The following is a 16,374-nucleotide window of genomic DNA, read 5'->3' on the forward strand; positions in this document are numbered from 1 at the left end:
AGTCAGTCGAAGGTGCAGCCGGTGACCGGCTTGTCCGCGAGGCGATCGAGCAGATAGGTGATCGCGTTGTCGGGACCGAAACCGTCGATCATCTCGGGGCCGAAATGGTTCGGGATGGTGGTCCCGGGCAGGATCGGCGGCAGCTCGTTGGTGCGGAAGGTGACCGTTGCGCCCTTGGCGCACCAGGTCTCGGCGAGCGCGCGCGCCTGGCCGTAGGGGACGGTGTCGTCGTTGAGCCCGCTGGTGATGAGCACCGGCGTGGCCGGGGTCATCGACCCGACCCGCAGTTCTTCCAGAGCCGCTGTGGCTTCGGGCATTTCGGCCAGGTGCTCGGTCAGCGTGCGACCGTCCTTGGTCAGCGTCGTGGTCTTCAGGAACGGGTGGCGGGTGATGAGGTCGGCGATGCACGAGTCGCTCAGGGTGGCGAGCATGTCGCGGCCCGACGGGCTGATGACCCGGTCGATGGCCGCGTTCAGCTCCGGGTAGCGGGCGACCATGCCGTTCACCGCGAAGCCGATGGCACCACTGATCAGGGCGCCGTCGATCTTGGCGAGGATCGCGGACAGGTCGGCGACGGGGCCACCCGCCCAGGTGCCCTTCACCGTGAGTTCCGGTGCGTAGTCCGGCGCCATCTCCGCGGCCGCCGCGGTCGAACCGCCGCCCTGCGAGTAGCCCCACAGCACCACCGGCGTCTCCGGGCCGACACCCGCCAGGCGATGTGCCGCGCGGGCGCCGTCGAGCACCGCGTGGGCGCTCTCGATGCGATTGGCGTAGGTGTGGATGCCGGGTGTGCCGAGGCCGATGTAGTCGGTGACGAGCACGCGCGCGCCGAGCTGGCTCCACACCGCCGAGGACGGCAGTTCCTGGTTCGCCGACAAGCCGAGCGCCGGGTCGGTGTGCACGCTCAGGCCCGTGGAGAACGCCTGCGACATGGCGCACCGGTCGGCCTGGCCCGAGGTGCCGGGCGCGATGACGACGGTCGGGCGGGGGCCCGCACCCAGCCAGGGGCCGGTCGGTTCGATGTAGGTACCAGACACCGCGACGGGGGACCCGTCCTGCAGGCGCGAGGTGTACATGACGTGCTGGGCCGCGCCCGGCCAGCCCTTCTCGGTGGGCGGGGTGGCGAGCAGGGTCATCGGAGCGGTCTTGACGATGGCGCCGGGTTCCTGCGGGATCTGCGCGGGCGGGGTGTAGAACGAGCCGACCGGCTCGGCCGACGAGGCATCGGTCTGCGCGACCATGACGGTGGCCGCCATCGCACAGGCCACGGCTACTCCCAGGACTACGCGGCCTGTCTTCGGCCGTCGTCGCCCGATACCCTGCTGATCCATCGAGAACCTTTCCTTCCACCGCCCGGCGACGTCGCCGGAGTGATTCACGCCGCAGGGGGAAGGAACCATGAGGCCCGTCACACCTGCGCCGCGGGGAAGAGTAACACTGTTACTACCCAAGCGGAAGGTGTGGTTACCCGCCCAGTTCAGAAGCGGGCGATCACCAGCGCGACGCAGCCGATGAGCGGCGGGACCAACTGGATCAGGGCCGGGCGCGCCTTGCTCGGCGAGGACGCGAGCAACACGACACCCGCCGCGACCATCGAACCGGCTCCCGCGAGCACGAGCGCGAGCCCGATGCCCTTGTCACCGAAGGCGGTGAACCCCATTCCGGTGGCCGCGACGACAGCCAGGAAGAGGTTGTAGAAGCCCTGGTTGAAGGCCATCTCCTTGGTGGACTCGGCCTCGGCGGCCGACATCCCGAAGGTCCGCCGGGTGCTCGCCGCCGTCCACCGCAGCGACTCCATCACGAAGATGTAGGCGTGCAGGAGCACCGCCACCCCGGTGAAGATCAAACCGATCGCGGTCATCGTCGCACCTCTCGCCGCCGTCCGGACCTACCGGGCTTCCGTGGTGATTATTCACCGGCAGCAGCCGCGGATCCCGCGCCGACTCGCGGCGGGGCACGAGAAACAGACCATACAATCAGGCAGCGCTATGTATGGTTGGCGCGTGACCACACCGCCGCGACCGCGTCAGCTCGATCATCCGGTACTGCCCAAGATCTTCCGGATCGTCGGCCGCGCACAGGTGGCGATCTACCGGCGCACCGGCGGACGCATCGGCGGCACTTGGCGCATCGGCGCGGGTTTCCGCAAGCCGGTGCCCACCCTGCTGCTCGAGCATCGCGGCCGTAAGTCGGGCAAGCAGTTCACTGTTCCGCTGCTCTACCTCGTCGACGGCGCCGACATCGTGGTCGTCGCCTCCCAGGGCGGGTTGGCGAATCATCCGCAGTGGTACCGGAACCTATGCGCACACCCGGACACGCACGTGCAGATCGGACGTGAGCGCCGGGCCGTGCGGGCGGTGGTCGCCGATGACGAGCAGCGGGCTCGGCTGTGGCCGGCGCTGGTCGACCTGTACGCCGATTTCGACACCTATCAGGCGTGGACCGAACGCCGGATACCGGTGGTGATCCTGACGCCTCGGCCTGCCTGAGAACTACCTTCCCAGTACGACCGACATCGCCTGGGCCCCTGCGGTTATCGCCTCGACATAGACCATTCGCTCGGCGCGGCCGACGGCCGGGCGCAGCGGGCCGAGCTGCAGTTCGTAGGGTGCGGCGCCACCGGCGAACACGGGGGCCGACAGGTAGCTCACGGGCAGCGGATCGTCGCCGGTGAATTCGGTGTCGCGATACGGGCGGGCGGTGAGACGGGCGAGCTGGCGCAGGACGCGGGCGCGCAGGTCGGGTTGCAGGAGTTCCGCGCCGACGGCGCCGAGCAGGTCGGCGAGCACGTCGACCACGCCCGCGTCGTCGGAGTCGGGACGGAAGACCGCGCACCCGTTGGCTCGCACGAACCTCAGTAGCGCCGCGGCCTCGCCAGCAGCGGTCTTCGACCACGCGGCACGCTCGGCCTCTGCGCGCCACGGCATCACGGCCGCGCCCGCCGGGTAGGCCAGCGGAATCGATTGACCCACAGCGAGTCCCGGAACCACACGGGCGTCCGGTGCGTACTCCTTGGCGACGACGGTCAGGGTGGTGCGTTCGATTCTGCTCAGGGTCACCCCGCAGCCCGCCGCGACCGCGAGCGCCCGCAGTTCGGCCCGCACGGCCGCCTCGGGCAGTTCGGATTCCGCTGGGGACAGCGCCGCCAAGGCCGGGCCGGGGCGGAAGCGGCGTTCCCCGTCCCGGCGCACCCAGCCGGCCGCGGCGAGTTCGGTGAGTACGGCGGTGACCGTGGCGCGCGCCAGCGACAGCGCCGTCGCGATCTCCGAGGCCGTGAGCGGCTTGCCCACACTCGCGAGCAACTCCATCACCTCGATGACCCGCCGGGTCGGCGGCGATGCCGACTGCGCCATGACAACCCCTTGTCCGCGGGGTCACCCCGCCCTACACTGCTTCGACTATTCGCCACACATTAGTCGAATATTCGACGCCTGAGGGGCTTTCATGATTCTCGATCACTTCCGGCTCGACGACCGGGTCGCCGTCGTCACCGGAGCAGGACGCGGACTCGGGGCCGCGATCGCCGTCGGATTCGCGGAGGCGGGCGCCGATGTGGTGATCGCGGCGCGGACCGAGTCAGATCTGCGTGCGGTCGCCGAACAGGTGGCGGCCACCGGCCGGCGGGCAGAGATCGTCGTCGCCGACCTCGCCGACCCGGCGGCCGCCGCCGCGCTCGCCGAGGTGGCGGTCGAGCGGTTCGGGCGCCTCGATATCGCCGTCAACAATGTGGGCGGGGCCCTGCCGAAACCGTTGCTCGACACCACTCCCGAGGACCTGGCCGAGGCCTTCACCTTCAATGTCGGCACCGCGCACGCCCTGGTGCGGGCCGCGGTGCCGAGGATGCTCGCCACGGCCGAGGGCGGCTCGATCATCAACATCACCTCGACCATGGGCCGGTTGCCGGGACGCGCGTTCGCCGCGTACGCGACGGCCAAGGCCGCGCTGGCGCACTACACGCGCACCGCCGCGGCCGATCTGAGCCCGCGGGTGCGGGTCAACGCGATCGCACCCGGTTCCATCCTCACCTCGGCGCTGGCGATCGTCGCGGGCAACGAGCAGATGCGCGGCCAGATGGAACAGGCGACGCCGCTGCGGCGCCTCGGAGAGCCCGCCGATATCGCGGCGGCAGCGGTGTATCTCGCCTCCCCTGCCGGGTCGTTCCTCACCGGCAAGGTGCTCGAGGTCGACGGCGGGCTCATCGCACCCAATCTGACGATTCCGCTTCCCGATCTGTGAGGACCACACCATGACTTTTCGCGTAATCCACTGGGGTACAGGCAATGTCGGGCGGCACGCGTTGACGGGCGTGCTCGCCGACCCGCGGTTCGAGCTGATCGGGGTCCATGTTTCCGGACCTGACAAGGTCGGCCTCGACGCGGCCGAACTGGCAGGACTCGCCACCCCGTCCGGCGTGCGGGCCACCACCGGCATCGAGGAGGTACTGGCTCGCCGTCCCGACTGTGTCGTCTACACCGCGATGACCGACAACCGGCTACCCGAGGCGCTCGAAGACCTGCGCAGGCTGCTCGCCGCGGGCATCAATGTGGTGGCGAGCGCGCCGGTGTTCCTGCAGTACCCGTGGGGTGTACTCCCGGCAGAACTGCTCGATCCCATCGAACAGGCCGCGGCACAAGGTGCTTCGTCGCTGTTCGTGAACGGGATCGATCCCGGGTTCGCCAATGATCTGCTCCCCCTCGCCCTGCTCGGCACCTGCCGGTACGTCGAGCAGGTGCGCTGCCTCGAGATCGTCGACTACTCGACCTACGACAACCCGGCGGTCATGTTCGACATCATGGGGTTCGGTAAGCCGATGACCGAGACGCCGCTGCTGTTGCAGCCGGGGGTGCTGTCCTTGGCGTGGGGCAGCGTCGTGCGGCAGCTCGCGGCCGGGCTCGGCATCGAACTCGACGCCGTCACCCAGGAGTACCAGCGGTTGCCCGCCCCGGAGACCTTCGACATCGACTCCGGCACCATCGAGGCGGGTACGGCGGCGGCGCTGCGGTTCGAAGTGCGCGGCATGGTGGGTGATCGCGCTGTCACGGTGCTCGAGCACGTCACCCGGTTGCGCGCCGATCTCGCGCCCGGCTGGCCGCAGCCCGCCCGGACCGGTGGTTCCTATCGGGTGGAGGTCACCGGCGAGCCGAACTACACCCTCGATCTGGCCATGTTTAGCGACCACGGCGACCACAACCACGCCAGCCTCGTCGGCACCGCGATGCGCCTGGTCAACGCCATCCCCGCCGTCGTCGCCGCACCGCCGGGCATCCGCACCACGCTCGACCTACCGCTGGTGACGGGCACCGGGCTGGCGGATGCGCGAAGGATCCCGCCCGGCGCCGGGGAGTAACGCCCGCGTCAGCTGTCGCGGTTCTCCCCCAGTTCCTCGACGATCGGGTTCGGCGGTACCTCGCGATCGCGCTCCGCCACACCGGGGTGGGCGTGATCGCGGCTCTGTGCCATTCGCTGCGCCTCGGATCGTCCGTCGTCGAGGGTCACCGACTGCAGGACCTCGGTCATGTTCGCGTAGGCCACCGGCGGGATGGCGCGCAGGGCGCGCACCGTGTCCTGGTCGGCTTTCGCGTCGGTCGCGCACCGCACCAGGTCGTCCTTGTTCGCCGGGAAATCCACCTCCGACAACGCTCGCTCGACCCGCTGCACATCGGTAGTCACCATCACGGAACCTTTCCGGGCGCCGAAGCGACCTTCGTCAGTTTCCTCGAACGGCTGCCGAAATACCCGGGCGGACCGGCCTCAAACAGGGCGGTCCTCAGGCGGCGGGGATGACTTCCGGGCGGGCCGGCTCCACGGCGACGGACTTGCGATCCGCGCGCCTGCCGGTGACGAGGAACAGCACCACCAGCGCCACCGCCAACCACACATAGGTATCGCCGATGAGGTGCTGATCCCAGGTCCACGACGTTTCCCGGTGTTCGCCGTCGGGCAGGAAACTGTGCGGCGCGATGACGAAGACGGCGGCGACCACGACGGCCGTGGCATACCAGCCGCGCGCGCTCGCGGCGGGCAGGGTGCGGGCGTGGCAGACGATGGCGAGCAGCGCGGGGGCGATCCACACCCAGTGGTGCGACCACGAGATCGGCGACAGCAGCAGGGTGAAGACGGCGTTGAGGGCGAGGGCGATCGCGGGAGCGTCCGCGGCCTTGCGCATGGCGACCACGACGAGGGCGAGCAGCAGGCCGCCGAAGAACAACCACAGGGCGTCGAACGGCAGGCCCGTGACGTGCAGGCGGGCCAGCACCGCCTGAATCGACTGGTTCGTGTGGAAGGCCGAACCGCTCAGCCCCGAGACATTGCCGAGGCCGCCGAACCAATAGCGCACGGACTCCGTCGGCAGGATCGCGAACGAGGCGAGAGTGGCGATCGCACCGGTCGCGGCCGCGGTGGCGGCGGCCTTGTAGTCCTTGCGGACGAGGAAGAACAGCACGAACGCGGCGGGCGTGAGCTTGACGGCGGCGGCCAGGCCGATGAGCATGCCGCGCGGGTAGCGGGTCTTGGGCAGCAGGCAGTCGGTGGCGACCAGGACCATCAGCAGCAGGTTCACCTGGCCGAAGTCGATGGTGGCGCGCACCGGTTCGAGCAGCATCGCGACCGGCAGCGCGCAGGCGGTGATCAGCAGGGCGACCTGCTTGCGATCGGGGTTGTAGCGGCGGGCGACCAGATACAGGGTCCAGGCCAGCGCGGCGACCGACACCGCGACGTAGAGGGTTTTGGCCGCACCCCACGGCAGCAATGCGAACGGCGCGAGCGCGATCGCGGCGAACGGCGGATAGATGAACGGCAGGCCGATACCGACACTGGTCTTGGGGAGCTGGCCGTACATGTCGGCGCCGTCGCGCATGGCCTCGATCCCGAGGCGATACACCTGCAGGTCGATGAAGGCGCCGGAGTACGGTTCGAACGGCCACAGCGGGGTGCGCATGCACACCACCGCGACGACACCGAGCAACACCGGCACCAGCCACCAGGCTCGATTGATCGGGCGTGGGGTCGGTTGCGCGGGGTGGGTGGTGTCACTACTCATCCGCGGCGACTATACCGACCGAGGGCCCGAGTCGGGGCACCGACCTTCGGCGACAGTGACGCGCACTACACCCCGGTCAGCCTTGGTTGTAGCGGACGAGCAGGCGGGCCAGGGTGCGCACATCCTCGTCGGGCCAGTCCGCGAACCGGGCGGTGAAGGCGGCTCGGCGGGTGCGTTCGGCCTTGCGTGCGACGGCGCGACCCTCGGGGGTGGCGCGCAGGATGTGGTTGCGCCGATTGGCGGGGTCGATTTCGCGTTCGAGGTAACCGAGCTGCTCGAGCGCCCCGACCTGCCTGCTGACGGTCGACTTGTCGAGCAGGAACTGTGCGGCCACGTCGGCGGCCTGGCAGCCGTCACGTTCGAGGACGAGGTCGAGGATACTGTAGGCGACCAGGCTCAATTCCGGGTGCAGTTCGGCGGCGCGGCCACGGGCGCGGCGGGAGAAGGCGGTCAGCTCCCGCTGGATGACATCGACGGCATCGTCCCTTGCCTCTGACTCACTCATGGTTGTACGATACAACAATTATAGTTGCATTTACCAACCTTCTTGGAGACTTCCCTCGATGACCGTCACCCAGCTGCGGCACCTCGCCGGCCACCTGCTCACTCCCCTGCTGATGTGCCTCGGCATGGCCCTGGCCTATCTCGGAGCCTTCCATCAGCCCACGCCGAACCATCTGGCGCTGGCCGTCGTCGGTAATTCCCCGCAGGCGATGGTGCTCGCCCAGACGATGCAGGACCGGGGCGGTGAGGGCGTCGACGTCATCACCGTGCCCACCCGAGAGGCCGCGACGGACCTGCTGCACGAGCGCGACCTCGTCGGCGCCTATGTGCCCGATGCCGCGCGCCCCGAACTGCTCGTGGCCACCGCCGGTTCGGACACCAGCGCGATGGCCGCCGAGGTGGCGTTTCGTTCGGTTGCCGACCATCAGGGCGTGCCGCTGGTCGTCACCGACGTGACGAGCAAGGCCGAGGGCGATCCGACCGGGCAGGGCCTGTTCTTCCTGCTGGTGGCGTTGAGTGTCGGCTCCTACGGCAGTGTCGCGGTGATCGGCGCCGCGGGCGCGATGCTGCGGATGCGGGTGCGCGCGGCGATCGGCGTGGTGACGGCGATGGTGGTGAGCCTGATCGGTGTCGTCGTAGCGGGCCCGGTGTTCGGGGTGATCGACAGCGACTTCGCGAGCGTGTTCGGCATCGCCTGGCTCTATTCCGCGGGCATCATTCTGATCGGTGTCGGCCTGCACACCTTCCTGAAGCGCTGGACCACGCTCGCCCTGATCACCCTTTTCGTGATGCTCAACTTCACCACCTCCGGCGGTGTCTACCGGCCGGAACTGCAGAACGGATTCTTCGGCGCGCTGCATTCGTTCTGGAACGGTGCCGATTTCGTCGAAGGTCTGCGCAGCCTGCTGTACTTCGACGGTGGCGCCGGTTTCAGCGCCCGCCTCGGGGGGCTGTTCGTGTGGCTGGCGGTCGGCGTGCTGCTCGTCGCCGTCGCGGGCAAGTACGAGGCGCGGCATGCGCCTGAACCCGTCACCGAGCGTGCGGTCGAGGAGGAGATCGGCGAATCGGCCGCCGTCTGAACCGTGGTGACGGCGCCACGATCGAGCGAGCGCGGGCCGAGATCGGTTCGGTGAACTGGGGAGCGGAGCGCCGGATCGGCGGGCCGCGGGCGGATTACGACGAGGTGAGATGACCGATTCCGTGTCATGAATCCGGCCGCGTTCGGGGTGGGACGCGGGTACGGTGTAGCGCGCGACCGATGCAGGGGGTACTACGTCGGAAAGGGTGGGCTGCACCGATGAATCGTCCTGGCGCACAACGCCCCGGTGACGTGCCGCTCGAGCACCGCTACACCGGGGCCGATCCCATCGACTGGTGCGGCGCCGACGTGTACCCGATGTACACCGAGGCACTACCGACCGGCACGACCGCGCTACGGCTGCGCGCGCTGTCGGTGATGCCACCCGCCGACGTGTCCGGTCTCGGTCTGGGGCTCACCGTCACCGACGGCCACGTGCATCTGGGCGGGCGGACCCTCGGCGGGGTGGACATCTGGTCCGACGCGCTCGCGGCGGGCATCGACATCACCGTCACCGCCGAGGCGCCGGAGGCCTTGTTCACCCTCACGCCCGTCTGGGTGGCCGGTGCGGGCCCGCAGCAGTCGTGGACCGGCAACTACGGCATGGTCGTCGATCTGCTGCCCGACGGCACGTCGACGCTGTGGTGCAGCACCGGCCCGGGTACCCCCGACTTCAACGAACTCGTCGTCGAACTCACCCGGGCCGACACGGATCCCGCACCGACCGATCAGTTGCCACGAATGGGCGCCCAGCCCCTCGTGCAGGCAGAGCCGCCCCTGTACGCCCGGCCGACCGCGCGTGTGCAGCCGGCCGTCGCCGCCGAACCGACCGGGCAGCCATACGCGGAGCAGAATGTCGGACGCGCGCTGCACGACCTGGGCTCGGCCATGTTCGCACGGGGAGAACACGACTCGGCTCGTGTGCTCTGGGCACAAGCCGCCGAGGCCGGAAACAGCGCCGCCGCCTATGACCTGGGCCTGCTCGCCCTGCACGTCGGTGATATCGGCGCCGCCCGCACCTGGTGGCAGGCCGCGGCCCATGAGGATCCCCGGGCCGCGGCCTGCCTGGCCGAGCTGCCTCAGCGCACCTGATCCACCAGGTGCCGCTCGGCGGATAACGACCGCACGGGCGTGAAATCACGTGCGGCGATGTGCTCCGGCCTGCGCTGCGGCGCCGCGAACGGCTCGACCAGGGCGTTCTCGACACTGTTGAACACCAGGAAGATGTTCGACCTGGCATACGGCGTGATGTTGTTCGACGACCCGTGCATCAGGTTGGAATCGAACAGCAGCGCCGAGCCGGCCTTGCCGGTGAACTGGGTGATGCCGTAGCGCGCGGCGAGGAAGGTGATGTCGTCGTTGGTCGGGATCCCGATGCGCTGCTCGCGCAACGACTCCCGGTAATGACCCTCCGGCGTCTCACCCAGACACGGCACGAACGTGCGATGCGAACCCGGCATCACCATCAGCGACCCGTTGAACGGGTAGTTGTCGGTCAACGCGATCGACAGACTCACCGCACGCGGGGTCGGCATCCCGTCCTCGGCGTGCCAGGTCTCGAAATCGGAGTGCCAGCCGAACCCGCTGCCACCGAAACCCGGCATGTAGTTCACCCGGCTCTGATGCAGATACACCGGCGAACCGAGGATCTGCTCGGCGAGCCCGACGATGCGCGACTCGGCGAGCAGCTCCGCGATCGGCTTGCTGAGCCGGTGCACCTGGAACACCGAACGAACCTGTCCGGCAACGGGTTCCACGATCACCCGCTCGTCGCCGTAGAGCACCGGGTCGGCCGCCAGATGCCCTATCTCGGCCCCGAAAGCCGCCACCTCGTCCGCGCTGAGCAGATCCGGGATCGTCGCGAAACCGTTCGCGTCGAACTCGGCCAGCTCGGGTGTACGCACCTGCCCCCACACCGTCGGATCGGTGCGCTCGATGTGGGGGGCGGGCTCGGACAACCGCGTGGGGTAGCGGTCGGACCGATCAGACACTGGCATCCTCCTCGATAATCAGCGGATACACCCCGTTCTCGTCGTGTACCTCGCGGCCGGTGACCGGCGGATTGAACACACACAACATCCGCAGCGTGGTGCGGGCGGTGACCTGATGACGTTCGTGGCCGTCGAGCAGGTACATCGAACCGGGACCGAGCGGGTACACGGTCTGGTCCTCGAGGTCGAGCAGTTCACCCTCGCCCTCGACCAGCCACACCGCCTCCACATGGTTCTGGTAGTGGAACTTGTGCACGGTCCCGGCCTCGATCGTGGTCTCGTGGAACGAGAACCCGACCTTGTCGCCCGCGAGCACGATACGTTTGCTTCGCCACCCGGGACCGGCCACATCGCGGTCGGTTCCGGTGATCTCGGCGGTGGTGCGCACGATCATGCGGCACCACCACAGACGGTATCGATGCTGTCCGACAGCACCGAAAGACCACGGTCGAGCTCGTCGCTGCGCAGCGTCAACGGCGGCAGCAGTTTCACGACCTCGTCCATGGAACCCGAGGTCTCCACCAGCAGACCCTGCTCGAACGCGGTGCGGCAGACCTTGCCCGCCTGCGACGGGTCGTCGAAGACGATGCCGTGCACCATGCCGCGACCGCGCGTGGTGATGCCCTCGTGCCGCTCGGCCACGGCCGAGAGCGTACGGCCGATGTACTCGCCGTTGGCGGCGGTGAGCCGGGCCAGCTTGTCGTCGGACCAGTACTCGCGCAGCGCGGCGGTCGCGGTGACGAAGGCAGGGTTGTTGCCGCGGAAGGTGCCGTTGTGCTCACCGGGAGCCCACTGGTCGTGCTCGGGCTTGAGCAGCACCAGCGCCATCGGCAGGCCGTAGCCACCGATCGACTTGGACAGGGTGACGATGTCGGGGGTGATGCCCGCGATCTCGAAGGAGAAGAACGGACCGGTGCGGCCGCAGCCCATCTGCACGTCGTCGACGATGAGCAGGATGTCGCGCGCGGCGCACAGGCCGGCCAGGTGGCGCAGCCACTCGGCGCGGGCCAGGTTCACACCGCCCTCACCCTGCACGGTCTCCACGATCACCGCGGCAGGGCGGTCGAAACCCGAGGAGCTGTCGTCGAGCACCCGCTGCATCCAGCCGAAGTCCTCGATGGTGTTGTCGAAGTAGCCGTCGTAGGGCATCGGGGTGGCGTGCTCGAGCGGCACACCGGCACCCGCCCGCTTGGCCGCGTTGCCGGTGACCGACAGCGCGCCCAGCGTCATGCCGTGGAAGGCGTTGGTGAAGCTCAGGATCGTCTTGCGGCCGGTGACCTTGCGGGCCAGCTTCAGCGCCGCCTCGACCGCGTTGGCGCCCGTGGGGCCGGGGAACTGCACCTTGTAATCGAGCCCGCGCGGGGTGAGCAGGGTTTCGCGGATGGTCTCGAGCAGTTCACGCTTGGCCACGGTCGACATGTCGAGACCGTGGGTGATGCCGTTGCTCCCGATGTATTCCAGCAGCGCCTTCTTGAGCACCGGGTTGTTGTGGCCGTAGTTCAGCGCGCCTGCGCCTGCGAAGAAGTCGAGGTAGTCGCGGCCCTGCTCATCGCGGATCCAGGCACCTTCGGCGGTGGTGAACACGGCGGGCCAGTCGCGGCAGTAGCCACGCACGTTCGATTCCATCGCTTCGAAAATACTGGTGTCGGTGGTCGTGATCATGATCATGCCTCCTGGCGCTGAGCGGGCGAAATAATGTAGAGGTGCTCGGCTTCGTGGGAATCCGGAAAATGATGTGCTTCGAATAGTTCCTCGGTACGCAATTGCGCGCCGCGTTCGCGGGCCACCGCGGAGAACAACGCCTGGGAAGCGGAATTATCGGGAGAGATCGTCGTTTCCAGGGTGTTGATCCCGGCGGGTGCCACGGAATCGAGCAGGGCGTGCAGGAGTTTCGCGGCCAGACCCCGGCCGCGGAATTCGGCGTCGACGGCGATCTGCCAGACGAAAAGCGTGTCCGGCGCATCGGGACGAACATACCCGATCACGAATCCCACTGCCTGCCCGCCACATTCGACGACCATGGAGGTCGCCTCGAAATCCCGACACCACAGCAGATAGGCGTAGCTCGTATTCACGTCGAGTACGCGGGAATCGCGCGCGATGCGCCACAATTGGGCACCGTCACCCAATCTCGGGTGTCTGAGAATAATTTCCGAACCTCGAGCCGCCGCGGTATCGGTCGGCTCCGTGGACATAGTCGGACTCGGCATACATTCCACCTTGACTAAGAGACTTTACGGTCTTTGTGTCGAGCTCTTTGCGGTTGTATGACGAATCGTTTACTGCGGCTGGATATCCAGCCGGTAGCCCAGCCCGCGCACGGTCACCACGATGCGCGGATCCGAGGCGTCGCGCTCGATCTTGGTGCGCAGCCGGCGCACGTGGACGTCGACGATGCGTTCGTCACCGAAAAAGCCTTGATCCCAGACTCTTTCGAGCAGCACCGCGCGGCTGAGCACGCGGCCGGGGGTCTCGGCGAGTTCGCACAGCAACCGGAACTCGGTGACCGTGAGGTGCAGTTCCTCGCTGCCACGGCGCACCGCGCCCGCGTCGGCCGCGAGGACAAGGGGACGCACCGGGTCGTCGTCGAGGACGACTTCGGGGGTGGCGTCGCGTTCGGCGGCGATCCTGGCGCGGCGGCGCAGGGCGCGCATCCGGGCGGTGATCTCCTTGATCTCGAACGGTTTGCTGACGAAGTCGTCGGCACCGGCTTCCAGGGCGGCGACCACGTCGTGGGTGTCGTACCTGGTGCTGATCACGATGATCGGCACGTCGTGGTCGCGGCGGATCTCGCGGATGCAGTCGAAGCCGTCGGTGGCCCCGCGCATCAGGTCGACGATCATCAGGTCGGGCGGGCCGTCGTTGCGGAGCCGGTCGAGGGCGTCCTCGGGGACGCCTGCCTCAGCCACGGCGTAGCCCTCGTCTTCCATCGCGCGGCGCAGATCGCCCCGCATCTGCACATCGTCGTCGACGATCATCAAGTTGGCGGTCATCCTCGCACCTCGCTGCCGCCCGGCGCGACCGTGACCGCCGATGCGGCTGTGTTCTGCCAATGCTCGCTCATGTGCACTTCCTTTGCTGACACGCTCGTGCGTGCGGCCGGTACACCTGGGGAATTCGCGTCCCCAGACCGACACGACATCCCGCTTTCGAGCTTGTTACCAATCCGTTACTTACCCAGAGCACTCGTCGCGTAAACCCGCCGTAACAATTCGTGCCCGATTTGTACGGTTCCGTAGGTCGGTCGGGATGCTGCGCGCGGTGGCATAGTCGACGGGGTGATGCCCACTTTCGACGACATCGAGGCCGCCGCCGCGCGGATCGAGGGCCGGGTTCGCCCGGTGACGGTTGCACCCGCTGGACCTGGGGATTCCCCGCTCTGGTTCGCGCTGGAGTTCTTGCAGTTCACCGGGACTTTCAAGGCGCGTGGCGCGCAGAACTTCCTGCGCGCCGCCGGGGAGTTGCCCGCCGCCGGTGTGACGATCGCCTCAGGCGGCAATGCGGGACTCGCGTGCGCGTGGTCGGCGCGCGAAGCGGGCGTGCCCGCGACCGTGTTTCTGCCCGAATCGGCGCCGCCGGTCAAAATCCGTCGACTTCGTGACTTGGGCGCCGATGTACGACTGATCGGTCCCGAGTACAAGCAGGCGCTGGCCGCGTGTCAGGAGTTCGCGGCCGACAGCGGAGCGCTGTTCTCGCACGCCTACGATCACCCGCTCATCGCGGCGGGCGCGGGCACACTGATGCGCGAGATCCAGCAGCGCGTGCCCGATCTCGACACGGTGGTCGTCGCGGTGGGCGGCGGCGGACTGTTCACCGGAACCGCTGTCGCCGCACAGCATTTCGGCATCCGCACCGTCGCGGTGGAACCGGTGGGCTGCCGCTCGCTCAACGCCGCGCTAGAGGCGGGCCGTCCGGTGCAGGTGAGCGTCGACTCGATCGCCGCCGATTCGCTGGGCGCGCCGAACGTGTCGGAGATGGCGCTGGCCGCCGCCCAGCACCCGGACGTGGTGTCGGTACTCGTCGAGGACGACACGATTCGCGCTGCGCGCCGACAGCTCTGGGACGAGCACCGGATCGCCGTCGAGAACGGTGCCGCGACCGCGCTGGCGGCGCTGCGCGACACCGGTTCCGGTGCGGCCTACCGACCCGCCGAGGGCGAGCGGGTCTGCGTCATCCTGTGCGGGGCCAACACCGACCCGTCGGACCTGGTGTGAGGGGTGCTCAGCGCACCAGTTCGTTCTTGGTGGCGTAGTTGGTCATCGCGGCATTGAGGCCGCGCATGGCCAGCGTGTAGCCATACGGGACGTAGCGCTGGCCCCAATGGGCGAGGTGGATGTCGCGGGAGGTGTAGACCCAGTAGCGGTTGCGTTCCACACCGCGGATCACCGCGTCGGCGGCCTGTTCCGGCGTGACGGCATGGCGCAGGAACAGGCCGATGGCCTTGCGCAGCGCGGCGTTGTCGCGATCGACGCCCGCGATGTCGACGCTGTCGACCATCGGGGTGGCCATCGCCCCGGGAAGCACGAGGCTGACGCCGATCTTGTGCCTGCGTAGGTCGAACCGCAGCACCTCCGACACACCGCGCAGCCCGAACTTCGTCGCGCTGTAGGGCGCGTGCCACGGCAACCCGAACAGTCCGGCCGCCGAGGACACGTTCACCAGGTGACCGCCACGCCGCGCGGCGATCATCGGTGGCAGGAACTCCTCGATGACGTGGATGGGGCCCATGAGGTTGATGTCGATGGTGCGCCGCCACTGCTGATGGGTGAGTTTGTCGACGGTGCCCCAGGTGGCGATGCCCGCCACGTTCATCACGATGTCGACGTGCCCGACGGCCTCGAAGGTGTGTGCGGCCAGCCCGACGACGGCCGAATGGTCGCTCACGTCGGCGGGATGGGCCAGGTGCACGGTGGCACCGGCGGCGCGCAGTTCCTCGGCGGTGGCGGCCAGTGTGTCGGCGGTGATGTCGGTGAGCACCAGCGACGCGCCCTTGGCGGCGGCCGCGAAGGCGGTGGCCCGGCCGAGACCGCTGGCGGCGCCGGTGATCAAACAGGTCTTCCCGTCGAACTTCGTCATGGCCCCGACCCTACGGTTCGCTCGATGTTCCCGTCTACGACAGGGTATCGATGGTTATGGTCGTCCAGCCGCCGACGTGCAGGCGGCTACCCGCCCGCAACGGCACCGGAACTTGTGGCGACAGCGGTGTCTCGGTGCCGTCGAGGCTGGTCCCGTTGGTCGAGCCGAGGTCGGTGACGGTGAGCGAGCCGTCGGTCCCGACGCGCAACAGGGCGTGCGCACGCGACACACCCGGGTCGGCCGGGGCGATGCCGAGGTCGATCTCGGGCACGATGCCTTGCGACGCCGAACGTTTGCCGATCAGGAACTCGGTGCCGCGCAACTCGATCCGGCGTTCGGGGTAGAAACCAGGGAACGCCACCCGGTCGGCGTCGGGACCTTTGCGGGCCTGCACCCGGTCGTAGAACTCGCGGTCGGCGAAAACCCTGGCCACCCACACGGTTGCGCGTTCACCGGCGACGTCGGGTGCACCGACGGGCGGTGCGTCGGTGTGCGATGGCGGTGGCGCGGGCAGGGCCGAGTCGTATCCGCAGTTCTCGCAGAAGCGTCCGCTGGTCGGCACCGAACACGCGGGGCACAGGCGCAGATCGGCCGGATCGGTTGCCGGGGCACCGGAGAGTGCCGACCCGCACACATCGCAGTAGTCGGTGGCCTGCGTCTGGTGACCGTCCGCGCACACCGCCATG

19 protein-coding genes are annotated in these 16,374 nt (G+C 68.6%); 6 read left to right on the forward strand and 13 right to left on the reverse strand.

The genetic code is table 11. From position 1 onward, the window contains the following. Positions 1-2: 2 nt before the first annotated feature. Positions 3-1,331 carry a lipase family protein gene (locus LDL21_RS13115; protein ID WP_372462165.1) on the reverse strand — a complete coding sequence of 443 codons (1,329 nt, stop codon included), beginning with the start codon at positions 1,329-1,331 and terminating at the stop codon, positions 3-5. A gap of 146 nt (positions 1,332-1,477) precedes the next feature. Next, the gene (locus LDL21_RS13120) at positions 1,478-1,861 is read right to left on the reverse strand and encodes a DUF1304 domain-containing protein (RefSeq protein ID WP_225280253.1); all 384 of its coding nucleotides are present in this window, start codon (positions 1,859-1,861) and stop codon (positions 1,478-1,480) included. Between the two features lie 142 nt (positions 1,862-2,003). Here LDL21_RS13120 and LDL21_RS13125 point away from each other — a divergent pair, with 142 nt between their 5' ends. Beyond that, positions 2,004-2,489, forward strand: coding sequence for a nitroreductase family deazaflavin-dependent oxidoreductase (locus tag LDL21_RS13125; protein WP_225280254.1), 486 nt, complete (start codon positions 2,004-2,006; stop codon positions 2,487-2,489). A 3-nt stretch (positions 2,490-2,492) separates the two neighbouring features. Here LDL21_RS13125 and LDL21_RS13130 read toward each other — a convergent pair whose 3' ends face one another. Beyond that, positions 2,493-3,353: a helix-turn-helix domain-containing protein gene (locus tag LDL21_RS13130; protein WP_225280255.1), complete on the reverse strand. Its 861-nt coding sequence runs from the start codon at positions 3,351-3,353 to the stop codon at positions 2,493-2,495. Positions 3,354-3,444: 91 nt separating this feature from the next. Here LDL21_RS13130 and LDL21_RS13135 point away from each other — a divergent pair, with 91 nt between their 5' ends. Beyond that, entirely contained in the window at positions 3,445-4,236 is a 792-nt protein-coding gene (locus LDL21_RS13135; protein ID WP_225280256.1) for an SDR family oxidoreductase, read from the forward strand. A gap of 10 nt (positions 4,237-4,246) precedes the next feature. Further along, entirely contained in the window at positions 4,247-5,347 is a 1,101-nt protein-coding gene (locus tag LDL21_RS13140; RefSeq protein WP_225280257.1) for an NAD(P)H-dependent amine dehydrogenase family protein, read from the forward strand. 8 nt (positions 5,348-5,355) lie between these two features. Here the strand turns inward: LDL21_RS13140 and LDL21_RS13145 are convergent, their stop codons facing one another. The 3 genes from LDL21_RS13145 to LDL21_RS13155 all read right to left on the reverse strand — a co-directional run bounded on the left by LDL21_RS13145 (position 5,356) and on the right by LDL21_RS13155 (position 7,544). Next, complete coding sequence (locus LDL21_RS13145; protein ID WP_220138924.1) at positions 5,356-5,673, reverse strand: DUF2795 domain-containing protein; 318 nt, start codon at positions 5,671-5,673, stop codon at positions 5,356-5,358. Between the two features lie 94 nt (positions 5,674-5,767). Further along, positions 5,768-7,039: a glycosyltransferase 87 family protein gene (locus LDL21_RS13150; RefSeq protein WP_225280258.1), complete on the reverse strand. Its 1,272-nt coding sequence runs from the start codon at positions 7,037-7,039 to the stop codon at positions 5,768-5,770. Between the two features lie 76 nt (positions 7,040-7,115). Then, on the reverse strand, positions 7,116-7,544 hold the full coding sequence (locus LDL21_RS13155) for a MarR family winged helix-turn-helix transcriptional regulator (protein WP_181696299.1): 429 nt from the start codon (positions 7,542-7,544) through the stop codon (positions 7,116-7,118). Between the two features lie 58 nt (positions 7,545-7,602). Between LDL21_RS13155 and LDL21_RS13160 the strand changes: the two genes are divergently transcribed. Continuing rightward, a complete protein-coding gene (locus LDL21_RS13160) occupies positions 7,603-8,622 on the forward strand; it encodes an ABC-2 transporter permease (RefSeq protein WP_225280259.1) in 1,020 nt (339 codons plus the stop codon). Positions 8,623-8,840: 218 nt separating this feature from the next. Further along, positions 8,841-9,713, forward strand: a complete 873-nt coding sequence (locus LDL21_RS13165; RefSeq protein ID WP_225280260.1) for a tetratricopeptide repeat protein — start codon at positions 8,841-8,843, stop codon at positions 9,711-9,713. Here the strand turns inward: LDL21_RS13165 and thpD are convergent. The 5 genes from thpD to LDL21_RS13190 all read right to left on the reverse strand — a co-directional run bounded on the left by thpD (position 9,701) and on the right by LDL21_RS13190 (position 13,605). Then, positions 9,701-10,618 carry an ectoine hydroxylase gene (gene thpD / locus LDL21_RS13170; protein WP_181696302.1) on the reverse strand — a complete coding sequence of 306 codons (918 nt, stop codon included), beginning with the start codon at positions 10,616-10,618 and terminating at the stop codon, positions 9,701-9,703. The genes LDL21_RS13165 and thpD overlap by 13 nt on opposite strands. Then, entirely contained in the window at positions 10,605-11,006 is a 402-nt protein-coding gene (locus LDL21_RS13175) for an ectoine synthase (RefSeq protein WP_181696303.1), read from the reverse strand. The genes thpD and LDL21_RS13175 overlap by 14 nt, the downstream gene beginning before the upstream one ends. Beyond that, positions 11,003-12,271 carry a diaminobutyrate--2-oxoglutarate transaminase gene (gene ectB, locus LDL21_RS13180; protein ID WP_181696483.1) on the reverse strand — a complete coding sequence of 423 codons (1,269 nt, stop codon included), beginning with the start codon at positions 12,269-12,271 and terminating at the stop codon, positions 11,003-11,005. Before ectB ends, LDL21_RS13175 begins: the two co-directional genes overlap by 4 nt. Positions 12,272-12,276: 5 nt before the next feature. Next, complete coding sequence (ectA, locus tag LDL21_RS13185; RefSeq protein WP_225280350.1) at positions 12,277-12,807, reverse strand: diaminobutyrate acetyltransferase; 531 nt, start codon at positions 12,805-12,807, stop codon at positions 12,277-12,279. Between the two features lie 84 nt (positions 12,808-12,891). Beyond that, positions 12,892-13,605 (reverse strand): response regulator transcription factor, encoded by a 714-nt coding sequence (locus tag LDL21_RS13190; protein ID WP_067635442.1) that lies wholly within the window; start codon positions 13,603-13,605, stop codon positions 12,892-12,894. A gap of 288 nt (positions 13,606-13,893) precedes the next feature. On the opposite strand from LDL21_RS13190, the gene LDL21_RS13195 reads away from it, so the two are divergent. Then, positions 13,894-14,826: a threonine/serine dehydratase gene (locus LDL21_RS13195; protein WP_225280261.1), complete on the forward strand. Its 933-nt coding sequence runs from the start codon at positions 13,894-13,896 to the stop codon at positions 14,824-14,826. Between the two features lie 7 nt (positions 14,827-14,833). On the opposite strand, the gene LDL21_RS13200 is transcribed toward LDL21_RS13195, so the two are convergent. Together LDL21_RS13200 and LDL21_RS13205 are read right to left on the reverse strand one after the other, a co-directional pair. Then, positions 14,834-15,688: an SDR family oxidoreductase gene (locus tag LDL21_RS13200; RefSeq protein ID WP_181696305.1), complete on the reverse strand. Its 855-nt coding sequence runs from the start codon at positions 15,686-15,688 to the stop codon at positions 14,834-14,836. 34 nt (positions 15,689-15,722) lie between these two features. Further along, entirely contained in the window at positions 15,723-16,373 is a 651-nt protein-coding gene (locus tag LDL21_RS13205; protein ID WP_225280262.1) for a double zinc ribbon and FHA domain-containing protein, read from the reverse strand. Position 16,374 lies beyond the last annotated feature (1 nt).

It is taken from the genome of Nocardia rosealba (genome assembly GCF_020216065.1).
Taxonomy (GTDB): Bacteria; Actinomycetota; Actinomycetes; order Mycobacteriales; family Mycobacteriaceae; genus Nocardia; species Nocardia rosealba.